Consider the following 15,373-nt stretch of genomic DNA (forward strand, 5'->3'; position numbering starts at 1 on the left):
AAAGGGATATCAAGTACCTGTTGAAAGATGTGCAACTTTATTCTAAATAGTATGTACATTAATTTAGGATTATATTTCCAAAATAGGATAAAACATATATAATTACAATGATAAGATTGTAAAGGGGGAAACGAGTTGAAGTCAATTTATAGAAAGATAGCGGCGGTGGGCTTGAGTGCTATATTACTAGCTTCTTTTGCTGCGCCTAATGCATTTGCAGTCGAAAGTAACTCTATTCAATCAGCGAGTATAACATCTATTGGTAAAGGCAAAACGTCTAATGAGAAAGAAAAGCAGCAGCAGTTCAGTGAGGATCGTTTAATTATTAAATATACTAAACCATTAACAGCTACTGAACATCGAAAAGCTGGGGCATCTGTTATTCAACAATTTCCAAAATTAAATTATGCCGTAGTTAAAGTAAAAGATAAGAAAAACATCCACAAAGTCATTCAATATTATCAAAAAAACAGCAAAGTTCAATTAGTGACTGCCAGCGTATTGTACAAGTCATTTGGTACGGTTGATCCGAAAGTAATCGATCAATATCATTTGTCTATGCTAAATGTGGATAAAGCGCAATCGCTTGCAGGGAAGAACCCTGTAACAGTTGCTGTTATTGACACGGGTATTGATAGAAAGCATCCTGATTTGAAAAATACATTACTACCTGGTTACAATGCCGTTGATCCTTTAAGTCAGCCCTTTGCGGACTCACATGGTACTCACGTAGCTGGAATTATTGCAGCGAATAAAGACAACGGGATTGGTGGATATGGTATCGCACCGAATGTGAAAATTCTCCCAATTGATGTATTCGATGGGTGGTTTGCTACTGATTATTCAATAGCGGAGGGCATCCTTTATGCAGTTGAACATGGAGCGAAAGTAATCAATATGAGCCTTGGTGGTCCTTTACCATCACCATTGATTGAAGAAGCCGTGAACAAGGCAATTGAAAAAGGTGTCGTCATTGTTGCTGCTGCGGGGAATGACGGAGCAGACTATGCGAATTATCCGGCATCCTATGAAGGAGTAATTAGTGTTGGTGCGGTTGATCAAAACAAGAAATTAACCAATTACTCTACATACGGAGCATCTGTTGATGTTGTAGCACCGGGGCATGAAGTGTACAGTACAGTCTATGATTTTATCAAACCATCAAGCTTCACTAAAATGAGCGGGACATCAATGGCTTCTCCAGTTGTTGCGGGAGCTGCTGCTTTGCTGCTATCTAAATATCCTAATTTAACTCCGACACAGGTAGAATATATTTTAGAACAAACTGCATCGGACCTTGGAGATAAAGGATATGATTTAAAGTATGGAAATGGCTTGGTGAATATTGTTTCGGCATTGCAATTTAATCCGAAGAACATTCCAACTTTTGTGAAAGAAAATTGGACAAAGAATGAAATTATTAAATCAGCCAAGACAGTAGATATGAGCAAAAGACAAGTAATAGCAGGTGAAATTACAAAGCCATTTGAGCAAAAATGGATCCAATTCAAAGTTGAAAAAGGGGACTACATCCAAACGGTTCTTAAAGGAGTAGAACTCTATGATTACAAAATGATGATTCATTTATATGGCGATAAAAATCAAGTAGAAAAAATTGATGTGAATACAGTAGGTGCAGGAAAAACGGAAGGAAAGCTAGTACAGGCTCCATTTAGTGGAACTGTGGCAATTGGTGTTAAGGATGTAAATGGCAACTATAGTTCAGCTACTTCTAAGCGTTCGAACTATTCATTAACTGTTGAAACTGCGAAAACATTGCCTGAGGACGATTCGTCTATTGAAGAGATGATTAAGATTGATAGTTTACCATATCAATCAAATGGTCGTCATACTTTTACAGGTGACAAAGAGGATAATGATTACTTTACCTTTGAAATAGAAAGTGAAAAAGCAGTAAAAATTAATCTAACAGGTATCCCAGGTATTAAACCAAACCTAAGTGTGTATAAAGTGGATGACATCTTTCCTCCAGATGAAGAAGATCAACTAACTGATGAAGAAAAAGCAGAGATGCTAAGGTTAATATTAGAAGATGAAGAATATAATGATCCATATGCGTATTCGAACAGTGGGGCAGCAGGGGACGCAGTAGAGCTTAGCTTCGCAGCGCAGCCAGGTACATATATTCTAAAAGCTAGTAATAAACCGACGAATTATTTTGGGATTATCGAATTGATTTCTATGCTGTTAGTGGGTCAAACATTTGATCAATCTGAAGCAATAGAGCAATCTCTGATTCCTTATCAAGTGAAAATTGATACGAAGACGCTTCCTTTGGATGAGGACAACTATCCAACAATTGGAGATGAAAGGATCGTTAATGAGGATACTCCAGAATCAGAAGAAATTGTAGCTAATATCCGTGCAGCCGTGCAATCAGCTGCTGATCCGTACATTGAAGAGCAAAATGCTTTTGTCCAAAGTCAATTGGACGCAGCGATCCCATACAAAATCGGTACATCAACATCTGCATTTTTACAGAGTAATAGTGATGTTGACTTATTCCTAGTGAAACCGGAACAAACAGCGATTATTGAGTTGGGTCTGAAAAATATTGAAAATAAAACTCCATTAGTAGAAATTTATCAAGTAGTGGAAGATAAATCAAATAAGGAAGAACCGATGCTTAATTTGGTTTATATAGGCGACAATACGAATTGGAGTGGCTTCACGATTGCTGTTAAAGAAAAGAGTTACACCGGTGTTAAAAAGGGAGAAAGATATATCATTGCCGTTCAAAATAATTACTACAATGAAATCTCAGGTATTTCATTTGAGCCTTACGAGTTAACTACAAAGGCTATTGTTCATAATCCTCAAGATCAATACGAAGACAATGATTCTTTCGAACAAGTGAAGGATTTACCGGGCGCTTCCTTTACTGGAAACTTTGCTCTGCCAAACGATATTGATGTTTTTTATTATAAAGCCACACAAACGGGCATCAAAGGGGTTTCGGTAAAATCAAAACCAATTACAAATGCAATGAAAAAGGCATATCCAGAGGAATTATTGGGCCAATATGCTGGAGTTGTCACCATTGTTGAAGACCGAAATAATAACCGAAAACTTGATGATAATGAGTTTGGAAATGCTACTTATATTGATAAGGGGAATTATGGCTCAATTTATGGATCTGTTAACTTGAAAAAAGGCCATAACTATTTTATTTTAACAGAAGGTTATTTTATGGATATGCTACCATTCTCAATGGTTCCGTACACATTTACTTTTGCCGATGCAATAACGAAGGATGAAGATGCTAATTCGGTAGTAAAGAATCAAACTCCTTCAAAACCCTTAAAATTGATAAAAGATAAGAAATCTTTGCTTCGAACAGCAAAAGGCTATTTCAATGCTGGCGTTCCAAACGGTGATTCGGATTGGTATGAACATACCCTTACGAAAGATAGTACAGGTGTTATAAAACTGGCTGGAGGGCAAACGACGGACGGAGTAATATCTGTCTATCAAAATGGTAAATTAGTTGCACAAGCTGATTACTATGGTATGGGAGATGAGGAAGCACTATACCTAAGCCTGAAAAAAGGGAAATACTATATTGAAGTGAAAGATAGCCACGGCAATGCAAGTACAGATCCGTATACGCTTAAATTGTATATGAATTAATAGATATAGATAATAACAGTTTGAATTAGGTATGGGTTCAGTATTTTACTGGACTCATACTTTTTTTAGGTGTGCCCGGCATGGGTGTAATCTCTAATTGGAACAAACTTAGGTGCTTCCTATGAGCCTGTTATTCTTGCACGTGCCTGTAACACAAGATGGATGTTCATATAATGAGTTCTCACTCAGCCACAGCTAATATTTAATGTGTACTGCCGATTCCCCCTTTGGAAACAATTAATTTTAAAGCTGAAACTTCGTCTGATATCTTTAGCATCATTTCCTTGTTGGAGAAAAGGTTTTTGGTAATCTGTATAGTTTCTCACGCTTATCTTTAGCAATAAAATCCACTTTGAGACACATTATATCCTCAGAGAGCGTCGTACACATAGAAAAAGGTGCATATTCCCATTGACTTTAGTCGGTGGGAATATGCACCTTTTATTGTTTTATTCTCCAAATTTAAAGCGTTCTAACAAAATGGATTCTGTTTTGGAACCTTCGTGTTTAAATTTGGTAAATGCATAAAGTTCTTCTGTTTCCTCTACATAAACCAGACGATCGATCTTGCCATAGGCGCGCAAAGTAGAAGTGGGATCCAATGTATTGTATTTATAAATGGAAATCTGTTCTGAGCGATCAGCCAGATACATGTCCTTTCCTGCATCATTAAACGTCATCGTTGTAAATGGAGTGGCCAGCTTGCCAAGAGGAGCTAGATCTTCAGAAGGAACGTTGCTTGATGCGTATGCTGTCCCATTTCCATTATAAATAACCTTGCCGTCATGGGACATTTGGGCATATCCCCTCGATTTACTGGTGTCAAAGAATCGGGGTACCATGGTTTCCTTCTTGATTTTACCTTCTATTAAGCTGAATATTTCCATTTTACCGGTATAATGCGAACTATGAACCGTATAAATTTTGTTCTGTGTTGGTGATAGTTCAATCAATTGTTCCGGAAAGAGATTTGCAGATGATAATTGTTCTGACGTTTGCCAGTTATACGTATGTATCTCTGAATTAATACCTTGGTCGGAGCCAGATGAAATTATCAGTGTTTCTGCATCATCCACAGCGATGTCAAAAGGATCGATGTTTACATTTACTTCTTTCAGGAAAGAAAGATTTTCAGCATCGTACACATTGATGAGTCCTTTTTGCATCTCCATGAAGTTATAGGGACTTCTTGCTTGGATTTGTTGTGTAACAAAAATTTTGCCGTTTTTAATCACGAGCTTCTCGGCAGGATGTCTCAGTTTCACAACCTTTTTGGACTTTGTTTCCAGGTTTAGCATGATAAGTGATTTTGATTTCCCATCAATATAGTAAACAATCGGCTTATCCGGATTTTTCACTAGATCTACGATTGTTGATTCTACTGTCAGATCCACGATAGAATGTGCTGGTTTTCCAGTGGATGGACGGAAATTCGGCTTCATGATTCGCGCAAGGAATGCTGAAAATTGTGCACGATCAATCGGCTGCGTTGGGCGAAATGTTCCATCATTATACCCAACGGTAATATTGTTTGCTGCCAATGATGAGATGGATGAGGATGCCCAGTAGTCTGTGCGGACGTCTTTGAAACCAGGCTCATACACACCTTCCAGTTTAAATGCGTTTCCGATCACTCTAGCCATTTCAGCACGAGTGATATTCCCGGTTGGATCGAAATGCGTTTTGCTTTTCCCATTAATAATCCCTGCACCCGAGGCAACTGCAATTTCTTTATAGCCGAAACTAGTTTGCTTTACATCATAGAATCCTGGATCTTTTATGTACATATCTGACTCTGGCATGCCAATGGAACGCATAATCATCACAACCGCTTGTGCACGCGTAAGTTTCACGGATGGACGGAATGTTCCATCTAAATAGCCACTGATCACTTTTAACTCAGTCAAATAGTCAATCTCTTTCTTAAAACTCGAAACATCTTGGAATCCAGCAGCTTTGGCTGATCCAGTTGGAATAACAAATATGACAAGACACAATGATATAGCCATCAAGATATGTAATAACCTTTTCAATGAAATCTCCCTCTCTCTTTAAATTCTATTCATTATAGCGACAGAACCTATCTTTTACTCGTATCTAATGTCCTATATTTAATGATACCTCCAAGTTGGCAATTATCAATAAAAATGTAAAAAATAAGTGAACGCCAACTGAAGTGAAAGTAAGTATTGGAAATAATAATGGATTTAAGTCAATTTTTTATTAATGGCCTGCTCATAAAAAAACGGACCTAATTGTGTTTAACAATCAGGTCCGTCAGTTAGGTCTCTTTTTTAATGGAGACTATTATGAATATTACTAGCTTTTGATTCAACGTATTTTAGATGATCCTTAAGGTTTTCTTTTGATACATATTGACCAAAATCCTCGGGAACGCCTTCGTTTGATCCATCAATTCGATGAGCAATCAATGTACCAATTTCAGGATAAAAATGATGACCATCGAAATAATTGTTAATGTCATTTGTAACAGTATTAGGATACATAAAATTATAAACTCCGCCAAACACATCGATTACTTCTGTGAGCCAACGCTCGTAGTAAGGCAACAGACCTTGATCCACCAACTCCTTAAATAATGGAGTCGAAATTGGAGTCATAAAGATGATAAATTCTGTATTTGGGTAGGCAGCCTTTAAATTTAATAATACCTGTTTAATATTAGGATTATAATCGTAAGAGCTACCATAAAATTCATCACGGAACTTATCAATTTTTTCCTTCGTTTGCTCAATCGTTAATTTTGAATCAACCCGCATTGCGTCGGCAACATTGTCTCGATTATAAGTTCTTTCTTCCATCGGCACATTATTTTTGGACATTTTATAAGTCTCATACGAATACTTCAATAAATCATATGAGAGTAGATTTTTGTAACGATAGAAGGGCTCATTCAATGTCTCGATATATTTATCTAAATTTCCGTTAAATGAGCTTTCACTTTTACTCGTTTTAAAGAAGTCCATTCCGATAATAACCCGTTTAAACGGTTTTCCATTTTGTTTTGTAGCATACTCAAGAAAAGGGGCATACTCCCGCACGGAAAGGTTACTTGCTGAAAAATTATAAACATTCATCCCTTTAAAGTCATGTTGATTAATATAAGTAGAGCGACTGCTGCCAAGAAGAAGCGTATCATAATCAAAAGGTTGAAAATGCATAGCGTTTGGCTTTTGTTGCCGTTCATCTATAACGGTTTGTACATCATTGTACGTATTTTTATGACCAAACGTCCACATAGGATCAATAAAATAAATGAAGGAAGCAGAACTACCAACAAATAGTACAATAATAGTCATAATAATAATTACAAATTTTTTGTATGACATAGGCATTCACCCTAAAAGTTAAAGTATAGAAATGCAGATACTTGTTGTAACTGGAATACTGAGTAAATAATTAATGCAGAGATATAGATTGCCGAAATCCAATTTGGTTTTAAGTGATCTTTGAAATACATCGAATTTTTCGCGAACACAGAAATAAGAAAAGCAACAAGCAATATACCAACTACCCAAAAGAAGTTTTCATCCAAAGTAAAATCATAATATGGAATGTTTAATTGGTTGAAAAAGGTGTGTTGGAGATCTGTAGGAAGTACACGTCCATTCAAACCAATCATACTTCTTAAAACCATAATAGCATCATGTACGGAAGGAGCTCTGAAGAAAACCCAAGCCGCATTCACAAAATGGAAAGTAATAAACCAAGCTAGGAGCTTCGGTAATTTGAATCCTGCTTGTCCCCAAAGTCTATTAATTACACTTGCAATGCCATGCATTAATCCCCAGATGATAAATGTCCACCCAGCACCGTGCCAAACTCCACTCACAAAAAACACAATCATAATATTTATATATGTTCGTACTAGACCTTTGCGGTTTCCACCGAGAGGGACGTAGATGTAACGTGTCAAGAAGTTCGAAAGAGTCATATGCCATCTTCTCCAGAAATCTTGAATACTTAATGCTTTATAAGGAGAGTTGAAGTTAATAGGCAGTCTAATATTGAATAGTAAAGCAGCACCAATTGCCATATCAGAATATCCGCTAAAATCGAAATAGAGCTGGAATGTATAAGATAAAGAAGTTATCCAGGAATCGACCATAGTAAGAGTAGCAGGATTACTATAGCCAGCATTGGCTATCTCGGCAAAAATATCTGCAATTCCTACCTTTTTAAACAAACCGATACCAAAAACGAATAGCCCAGTAGCAATATTTTTAGCATTTATTTTCCTGTTCTCTTTGTTTTCGAATTGAGCCATCACGTCGCCATGCTGAACAATGGGTCCAGCGATTAATTGTGGGAAAAAGCTTACAAATAAACCATAATTCAAAGGATGGTAATTCCTGGTTTCGCCATGATAGGAGTCTACTAGATAAGGGATTTTTTGAAATGTATAAAAACTAATCGCTAGCGGAAGAATAAGATTCATCACACGATAATCTGTATCAAATACTGCATTTACATTTGTAATAAAGAAGTCGTAATATTTGAAATATCCCAATAAACCTACATTAAATAAAATACCTATTGTTAGTAGTGCTTTTTTCTTCATTGGCTGTTTCATTTTTCCTAGGGTTGTACCAATAATGTAGTTCACAATTAAGGAAAAAAGTAGTAAAGGAAGGTAAATTGGGTTCCACCAACCATAAAAGAACAAGGATGAAAGGAGTAACCAAACCTTTGAAAGTGTAAAGTTTACTTTATTTAAAGAGAAATAACCGATAAAAACGATTGGTAAAAACAAAAAGATAAACTCGAATGAATTAAATATCAAGGGATCACCTCATCAGGCAGCTAAAGTTATTGAAAAATCTTAATAAATCATACTATATATAATTCTATGATACAACAATACATTTTTTAGGGGATTTATAGGATTAATAATGGTAAATATAGGGTACATACGGTAATATATGCATTATAAGAAAAATTTTCATATTTCTCTTGAAATATATTCCTAATATGATAATCTATATATAAGTAATAAAATTCCGTTTTGTGTTGAAAATAAAGGGATATGGTTGGTCTTTGTCTAAAAAGCTACCTGCTAAATGAATTTAGCAGGTAGCTTTTTTTGTGCTGGAAAATAGTAGATCACCTAAATAGAAGGGAAATGTTACATACTACTATCTTAATAGAATATAATGACTTGGAAAAATTATGTATTCGTCTATAATAGATTATAGTATTTACCAGATTAATGTAATTTTATAATGAAAGGATGGTTTTTTTGAGGCGTTATAGAAATGTATGTATTTTGTTTCTTCTACTGACTTTCACGATGTTATTCGTTGGCGCTAACTATAGTTATGCAAAGACTGCTATGTTATCACCAGGTGCTCAGATTAGGTATGAAACTACGACTGTAGCTAAGAAGAAACAAGCGGTTCATGTACTTAATTTAAATCTTACTAATCCAAACATAACAATTGAGATGGGATATAATGACCCGCTCAATACGTGGAAAAACGTTCCTGCATTTGCGAAAGCAAACACATATGATCAACATCATGTAATAGGTGCTGTGAATGCTTCGTTGTTCCATATGAGAGATAGCAAGCTACCTATGTATCTATTAGCTCAAAATAAGCAAATTATTAATTTGGGATCTGAAAGAGAGGTAGAAGATACGGGATTCATGTCTGTTCCAGCTGCATTTGGAATGGATGAAAGTGGGAAGGCGATCATTGATCGTTATAATATCCAAGCTTCTTTCAGTTATCAAGGGAATACATATCCATTAAGCGGTTTTAATCGGCCGCGAGGTGAAAATGAAAGTGTGCTTTTCACATCCTCATTCCGTTACCCGAATACGCGAACGAATTCAACTGGGTATGAAGTAATAGCTGAGAACACGTCAAAGGATATTAATAAGAGTATTGGCTTTGGTGAGTCTGTAACAGCTCGAATTGTGGGTATAAGACCATATGGTGAAAAATCGAGTGCCATGATACCGAAAGATGGTTTTGTCATTTCGACACAAGGGATGGCAGTAGATCAAGTTCGGAATATGAAGATAGGTGACGAGATTGCTTTAACCATTGATATTGATGAAAAATGGCAGAATGCAAAGTTCATGCTCGCTAGTGGTCCTTTATTAGTTCAAGAAGGTAAAGCAAATCTTACCATTGATACGTCAACAGCTAAAGCGAAAACTAGAAGAGCAAGAACAGCGATTACTGTTGATGATACTGGTACTAGAGTATACATGGTTACAGTAGATAATACGAAAGGCAACCCTGGTATGACTCTAAAAGAGTTTGCTAATTATTTAGTCAGTCTTGGTGTATATCAAGCAATTAATCTAGATGGTGGTGGCTCTACTACGATGGCAATTAGAAATCCGGGCAGTCGCTATGCTGGTCTTATTAACAGTCCATCTGATGGAAAAATGCGCCCAGTTTCAACCGTTTTACAGGCAATTAGTACTGCTCCCTATGGACCTCCTGCAAAGATTACAGTCAAAAAAACAAAGGCAAGTACATTGAAACCTGGAGATTCAACTGATTTTGTTGTTACGTCTGTCCTCGATTCTTACAATAACTTGCTACCAATATACAAAACTGGTGTTAAAATTGTACCGGATCCTTCAATTAATCAGATTGGCAAAATGTCCGGGAATAAATTTATAGCTACTCAACCGGGTACTGGATTTGTGACAGTGAATTATGCCAGTGTTTCTGTAAAGGTGCCTGTGACAGTAGAGGCTAAATCAACAAAGAAAAAATAATATAGAGAAAGAGGGTACCCTATCAGGGGTCTGACTCCCACGCACAGCAACTATACTAGATATAGCATTGTGGGGTCTGACACCTTAACTTGGGTCACCCTCTTTCTGTTATGACTGAACCGGTTTACACGACCAAGTCGATAAGTCCATGTCTGCTTTTAAAACCATCGCTGCTGGAAAAATAAATGTCCAAGGTTTGGTTGTGTTTGCTTTAATTTCTAAATCGTCTAATGAAAAACCGCCTTTAGCAACGACTTCCTTAGAAGCATCAATCATTTCTAATGGAAGCTTTTCAATTTTAACGTTTTTATTATGTCCATTACGAATTAAAATGGTGACATGAAGGTCGCCGTTCTCTGATTTTTTCGCTTGTAAGCCTAAGAAGTTCACTTCACCTTCACGAGGAGGATCGATTTGTTCGACATACTTTTTTAGTTTTTTGCGCTCAGCTTCTGGTAGCCCTTTTTCCCAAGATTCAGCAAGATCCAGTCTGTGCTTAGCTTTAAGTTCAAAAGCAATTGTCCAGTTTTTCGTTGAGAAGTCTTTTTTCAAAACTGTGTCAGCGGGGAAAACGAACATCCAAGGGCGGCTGCTTCTAGCAGGAAGTTCCCCAAGTACACTCATATCGAAGGAATGACTAGCAATTGTTTCTTTATTTTCATCCAAAAGCAATAGTTTAACTTCTTCGAAGGTGATCGCTTTATTTAAGCTGTTGCGAACAAAGGCAATCGCAGCGACTTCATTGTTTTCAGGTCGTAATTCAATACCAGATAATGAGATTTGATTCGGTTTCAATGGAGCAAGCTCATTGTTTAGGAATCGATATACATAGTTTTGTTCGCTTGATAGATTCCACTCTGGATGAATGGATAATTCAGTAATAATTTCCTCATCTGTCTGAACATCCGTTTCATTTAATAGATCGCCAGAAGAAATAATAGAATCTTTTCCTTCTTTTTTAAGTTTGTTAATCTTTTTTTTGAAAATCGACACCATATTTATCTAACTCCTTATAATGTAAAGACGTACCCTGAATCAGTATGTAATGTTTCATACATTTATCGGATTCTGTATTAGCTACTATTGGGATGGATTTTTAAGCTTCTACTTGGTCATTAACCATTTGAACGAAATGCGCGATCTTCACAGCCATAGCCATTTCAATTGAATTAAACGTATACGTAAATAACTCAAGTCCTTCTTTTTGGTAGAGGCGTAAAGGGTCCTCTTGTTGATATTGGCGTAGTCCAATGCCTTCTTTTAGACGGGCCATATTTTCTAAGTGTTGAATCCATTCGGTATCGATTACTTGTAATAGCCAGATTTTCAACGTTTGGAAGAATGCTGGAGTTGTTTCGATACTTGCAAAATATGTTCCTAGGTTATACTCAATGGATTTTTCTATTTCTTTCTTATTCTGAATAGAGTCTGAAAGAGTTATAGGATAGCCAGGTAGAAATTCATTAATTTTTGCAGTCAACTCATTAATATGCCACTCTTCAGGTGCAGTCTCCTCTGAGCAAAACTGGTCAATTACGTTCTGTATGGCATTTCGAACATGTGATTCTAGTTGACTATCAATGTTATCGGCTTCCATGATCCGATTGCGCAATTGATAAATAATATTTCGTTGTTCGTTACTAACATCATCTAATTTTAAATTGTATTCTCGCATAGAATAGTGGGACCCTTCGACAATCCGCTGAACACGATCCACGAATTCACCGATTTTTTTAAAGGTGATGAGGCCTGTGTTATCAGATGTAAACTTTTTCTCAAGCTTTTCTAGGTCTTCTGCGGCAAATCGATTAATCATATCATCTTCTAGTGAAATATAGAATTGTGAGGAACCAGGGTCACCTTGACGTCCAGCGCGTCCACGCAATTGGTTGTCTACTCGTCTACTTTCATGTTTTTCTGTGCCAATTACGTGCAAACCGCCAAGCTCAGCAACGCCTTCTCCAAGTAGAATGTCGGTTCCCCGCCCGGCCATATTGGTAGCGATTGTAATTTGGCCTTGTTGTCCAGCCATAGCAATCAATTCTACTTCTTGTTCCACACTTTTGGCATTAAGTAAGTTAAAAGGCAGGTTCTCTTCCTCTAAATAGGAAGCAACTTTTTCGGATTGTAGAATAGAGGTTGTCCCGATTAAGATAGGTTGACCAGTTGCATGCACTCGTTTTACTTCTTCGGCAACTTTTTGGTATTTCTGGTCTAGTGTCTTAAAAATAACATCTTGATGATCCACACGGATTTTGTCCCGATTGGTTGGAATTTGAATCACGTCCATGCCGTACACATTTTGAAATTCTTTTTCTTCGGTTTTGGCCGTACCTGTCATTCCGGATAGCTTCGTATACATTCTGAAGTAGTTCTGAATCGTAACAGAAGCTTGTGTTTTATTTTCTTCTGTAATTTCAAGGCCTTCTTTCGCTTCAATCGCTTGGTGCAACCCATCGCTTAACGATCGACCTTCCATGACGCGACCAGTGAAGATATCAACTAGCAAGATCTTTCCGTCTTTGATAATATAATCGACATCTTTTTCAAACATGACATGGGCACGAACGGCTTGAATGACATAATGAAAAAGCGTTTGATGCTCAAGATCATAAAGATTATCGATGCCAAATGCTTTTTCAACTTTCTCGATACCATCATCGGTTAAGCTTGTTGCTTTCGTTTCTGGATCAAATGTATAATCTTCTTCTTTCTTAAAGCGTTTCGCAAGACGAGAAGCAATATGTTGCAAATCGCTGTTAGAATGTGATTTTCCAGCGATAATTAATGGCGTTTTTGCTTCGTCTACGAGTACGCTGTCTACTTCATCAATGATGGCATAATGAAGGGGTCTTTGACTTTTATCTGCAATACTAACAGCCATATTATCGCGTAAGTAATCAAACCCGAATTCCGTACCCACTCCGTACGTAATATCCGCAAGGTAGGCCGCTTTCTTTTCATTCGGCTGCATATTTGGTACATTTAAACCGACCGTTAATCCGAGGAATTCATGAATTTGCCCAATTTTTTCCCGATCTCGAGTGGCTAAGTAATCATTGACAGTAATGACATGAACGCCTTTGCCTTCAAGAGCACGTAAATAGCTTGGAAGGGAAGCAACTAGTGTTTTTCCTTCTCCCGTGGCCATTTCTGCGATATTTCCTTCCGTTAAGACAAGTCCGCCGATCATTTGGACATCAAAATGCCTCATCCCAAGTACTCGTTTTGATGCTTCTCGAACTACAGCAAAGGCATCTAATTTGATGTCATCAATCGTATGCCCGTTTGTTAAATCATCTTTAAATTGGGTCGTCATTTCTTTAAGCTGTTCATCGGAATATTGAATATATTTTGGCTCTAATGCATTAATTTCATCCACCATTTTATAATATTTAGTAAGTCTTTTTTGATTTGTATCTCCAAAGGTGTTTTTCAGAAAGGACAACATGTAAAACGCTCCTTAACTAGCATAAATTCTTTCTTTCAAGTAATAATATTACCAAAAATAAGAGGTATTTGCTATACATAGTAAAAGTCTGTAAAATTTAACAATTAACCGTTTGTATTTATCAAGTAGAGCAAGGTAATATCATATTAGATAAAAATAGTTTGTAAGTTTATTAGAATTCTAGTATCATATTTGATGATATCAGTTTTTGTTGATTGGACTAGGAAAAAAGAGAATAGCGTCAGGTGACCATTTGCTGAACTACCAAATAAATGAAATGTACCGATCTGCTCATTCTTTAATCTTAATTTGGATATGATATTTCTAAGGAGGTACTCCATGGTTTACCTTGCCTTGTTACTATGCTTTGTGGCATCTATTATCATTACACCGCTTGTTAAGAAATTTGCCATTAAGATTGGTGCGACTGACAAGCCTAATTATCGTAAAGTTCATCAGAAAGTTATGCCCCGTCTTGGCGGATTGGCAATTTATATTAGTTTTCTCATCGGTTGGGTTTTTCTAAGACCTACGGATGACTTATCAACAATCCCACTTCTTGTTGGGGGATTAATCATTATTATTACTGGATTTTTCGACGATTTATTCGAATTATCCGCTAAATTAAAATTTCTCGCTCAAATAGTTGCAGCAGGCATTGTCGTTATTGGCGGCGTTCAGGTAGATTATATTAACTTGCCTTTTGGTGGCGAGCTTCATTTTGGAATACTTGCTATACCTTTAACGATTATTTGGGTCGTTGGTATAACAAATGCAATTAATTTGATTGACGGCCTTGATGGACTTGCAGCTGGTGTTTCATCGATTGCATTAATTACCATCTCAGGAATGGCGATTCTAAAAGGTGATATATATGTAACGAGCGTTGCTCTCATCCTTTTAGGTAGCACACTTGGGTTTTTGTTTTACAATTTCCATCCGGCGAAAATCTTTATGGGTGATACAGGAGCGTTATTCTTAGGATATATGATTGCAGTTCTTTCCCTTATGGGATTCAAGAATGTCACAATGATTTCATTGATCGTACCAGTTATTATCCTCGGAGTTCCAATTTCTGATACATTTTTTGCGATTATTCGTCGAATTAAACACAAGAAGCCGTTATCAGCACCAGATAAATCACATCTGCATCACTGCTTACTTGAAGTAGGTTTTTCACATAGACAAACAGTATTACTCATTTATGCAATGGCTGCATGTTGCGGATTATCTGCTTTTATATTTTCGATGGCTACGTCTTGGGGCGCGATTTTAATAGGTCTTGTGCTCTTGCTTGCTGTTGAAGTTATTGTAGAAAAAATAGGTTTGATCGGTAAGGAATACCAACCTTTATTGCGATTCATCAATGCAAAAAATGATCAAATGAAAGATCGTTAATGTAAAACCTCTCTAATATGGAGAGGTTTTTTTACTTTTTTTAGTGTTATAAGATTTTGGATCAATTATTGCATTTTATATTTATTCTTTGTTAATTTGGGTTAATTTATGAA

General features: G+C 36.6%; 8 protein-coding genes. 3 read left to right on the plus strand and 5 right to left on the minus strand.

What is annotated here, in order from left to right; translation table 11 throughout:
• Positions 1-135 precede the first annotated feature (135 nt).
• A complete protein-coding gene (locus V179_RS0122750; protein ID WP_034302336.1) occupies positions 136-3,651 on the plus strand; it encodes a S8 family peptidase in 3,516 nt (1,171 codons plus the stop codon).
• 449 nt (positions 3,652-4,100) lie between these two features.
• On the opposite strand, the gene V179_RS0122755 is transcribed toward V179_RS0122750, so the two are convergent.
• The 3 genes from V179_RS0122755 to V179_RS0122765 all read right to left on the minus strand — a co-directional run bounded on the left by V179_RS0122755 (position 4,101) and on the right by V179_RS0122765 (position 8,455).
• Positions 4,101-5,684, minus strand: coding sequence for an S-layer homology domain-containing protein (locus tag V179_RS0122755; RefSeq protein WP_028393508.1), 1,584 nt, complete (start codon positions 5,682-5,684; stop codon positions 4,101-4,103).
• A 261-nt stretch (positions 5,685-5,945) separates the two neighbouring features.
• Positions 5,946-7,001: a hypothetical protein gene (locus tag V179_RS28565; RefSeq protein WP_051405099.1), complete on the minus strand. Its 1,056-nt coding sequence runs from the start codon at positions 6,999-7,001 to the stop codon at positions 5,946-5,948.
• 11 nt (positions 7,002-7,012) lie between these two features.
• Positions 7,013-8,455 carry an MBOAT family O-acyltransferase gene (locus V179_RS0122765; RefSeq protein ID WP_028393509.1) on the minus strand — a complete coding sequence of 481 codons (1,443 nt, stop codon included), beginning with the start codon at positions 8,453-8,455 and terminating at the stop codon, positions 7,013-7,015.
• Positions 8,456-8,911: 456 nt separating this feature from the next.
• On the opposite strand from V179_RS0122765, the gene V179_RS0122770 reads away from it, so the two are divergent.
• The gene (locus V179_RS0122770) at positions 8,912-10,411 is read left to right on the plus strand and encodes a phosphodiester glycosidase family protein (protein ID WP_028393510.1); all 1,500 of its coding nucleotides are present in this window, start codon (positions 8,912-8,914) and stop codon (positions 10,409-10,411) included.
• 108 nt (positions 10,412-10,519) lie between these two features.
• On the opposite strand, the gene V179_RS0122775 is transcribed toward V179_RS0122770, so the two are convergent.
• Both V179_RS0122775 and secA2 read right to left on the minus strand, forming a co-directional pair.
• Positions 10,520-11,407, minus strand: coding sequence for an accessory Sec system S-layer assembly protein (locus V179_RS0122775; protein WP_028393511.1), 888 nt, complete (start codon positions 11,405-11,407; stop codon positions 10,520-10,522).
• Between the two features lie 100 nt (positions 11,408-11,507).
• The gene (gene secA2 / locus V179_RS0122780; protein ID WP_028393512.1) at positions 11,508-13,862 is read right to left on the minus strand and encodes an accessory Sec system translocase SecA2; all 2,355 of its coding nucleotides are present in this window, start codon (positions 13,860-13,862) and stop codon (positions 11,508-11,510) included.
• A gap of 339 nt (positions 13,863-14,201) precedes the next feature.
• Between secA2 and V179_RS0122785 the strand changes: the two genes are divergently transcribed.
• On the plus strand, positions 14,202-15,260 hold the full coding sequence (locus tag V179_RS0122785) for a glycosyltransferase family 4 protein (protein WP_028393513.1): 1,059 nt from the start codon (positions 14,202-14,204) through the stop codon (positions 15,258-15,260).
• Positions 15,261-15,373: the final 113 nt, after the last annotated feature.

The organism is Bacillus cihuensis (genome assembly GCF_000504145.1).
Classification (GTDB): domain Bacteria; phylum Bacillota; class Bacilli; order Bacillales; family DSM-1321; genus Peribacillus; species Peribacillus huizhouensis.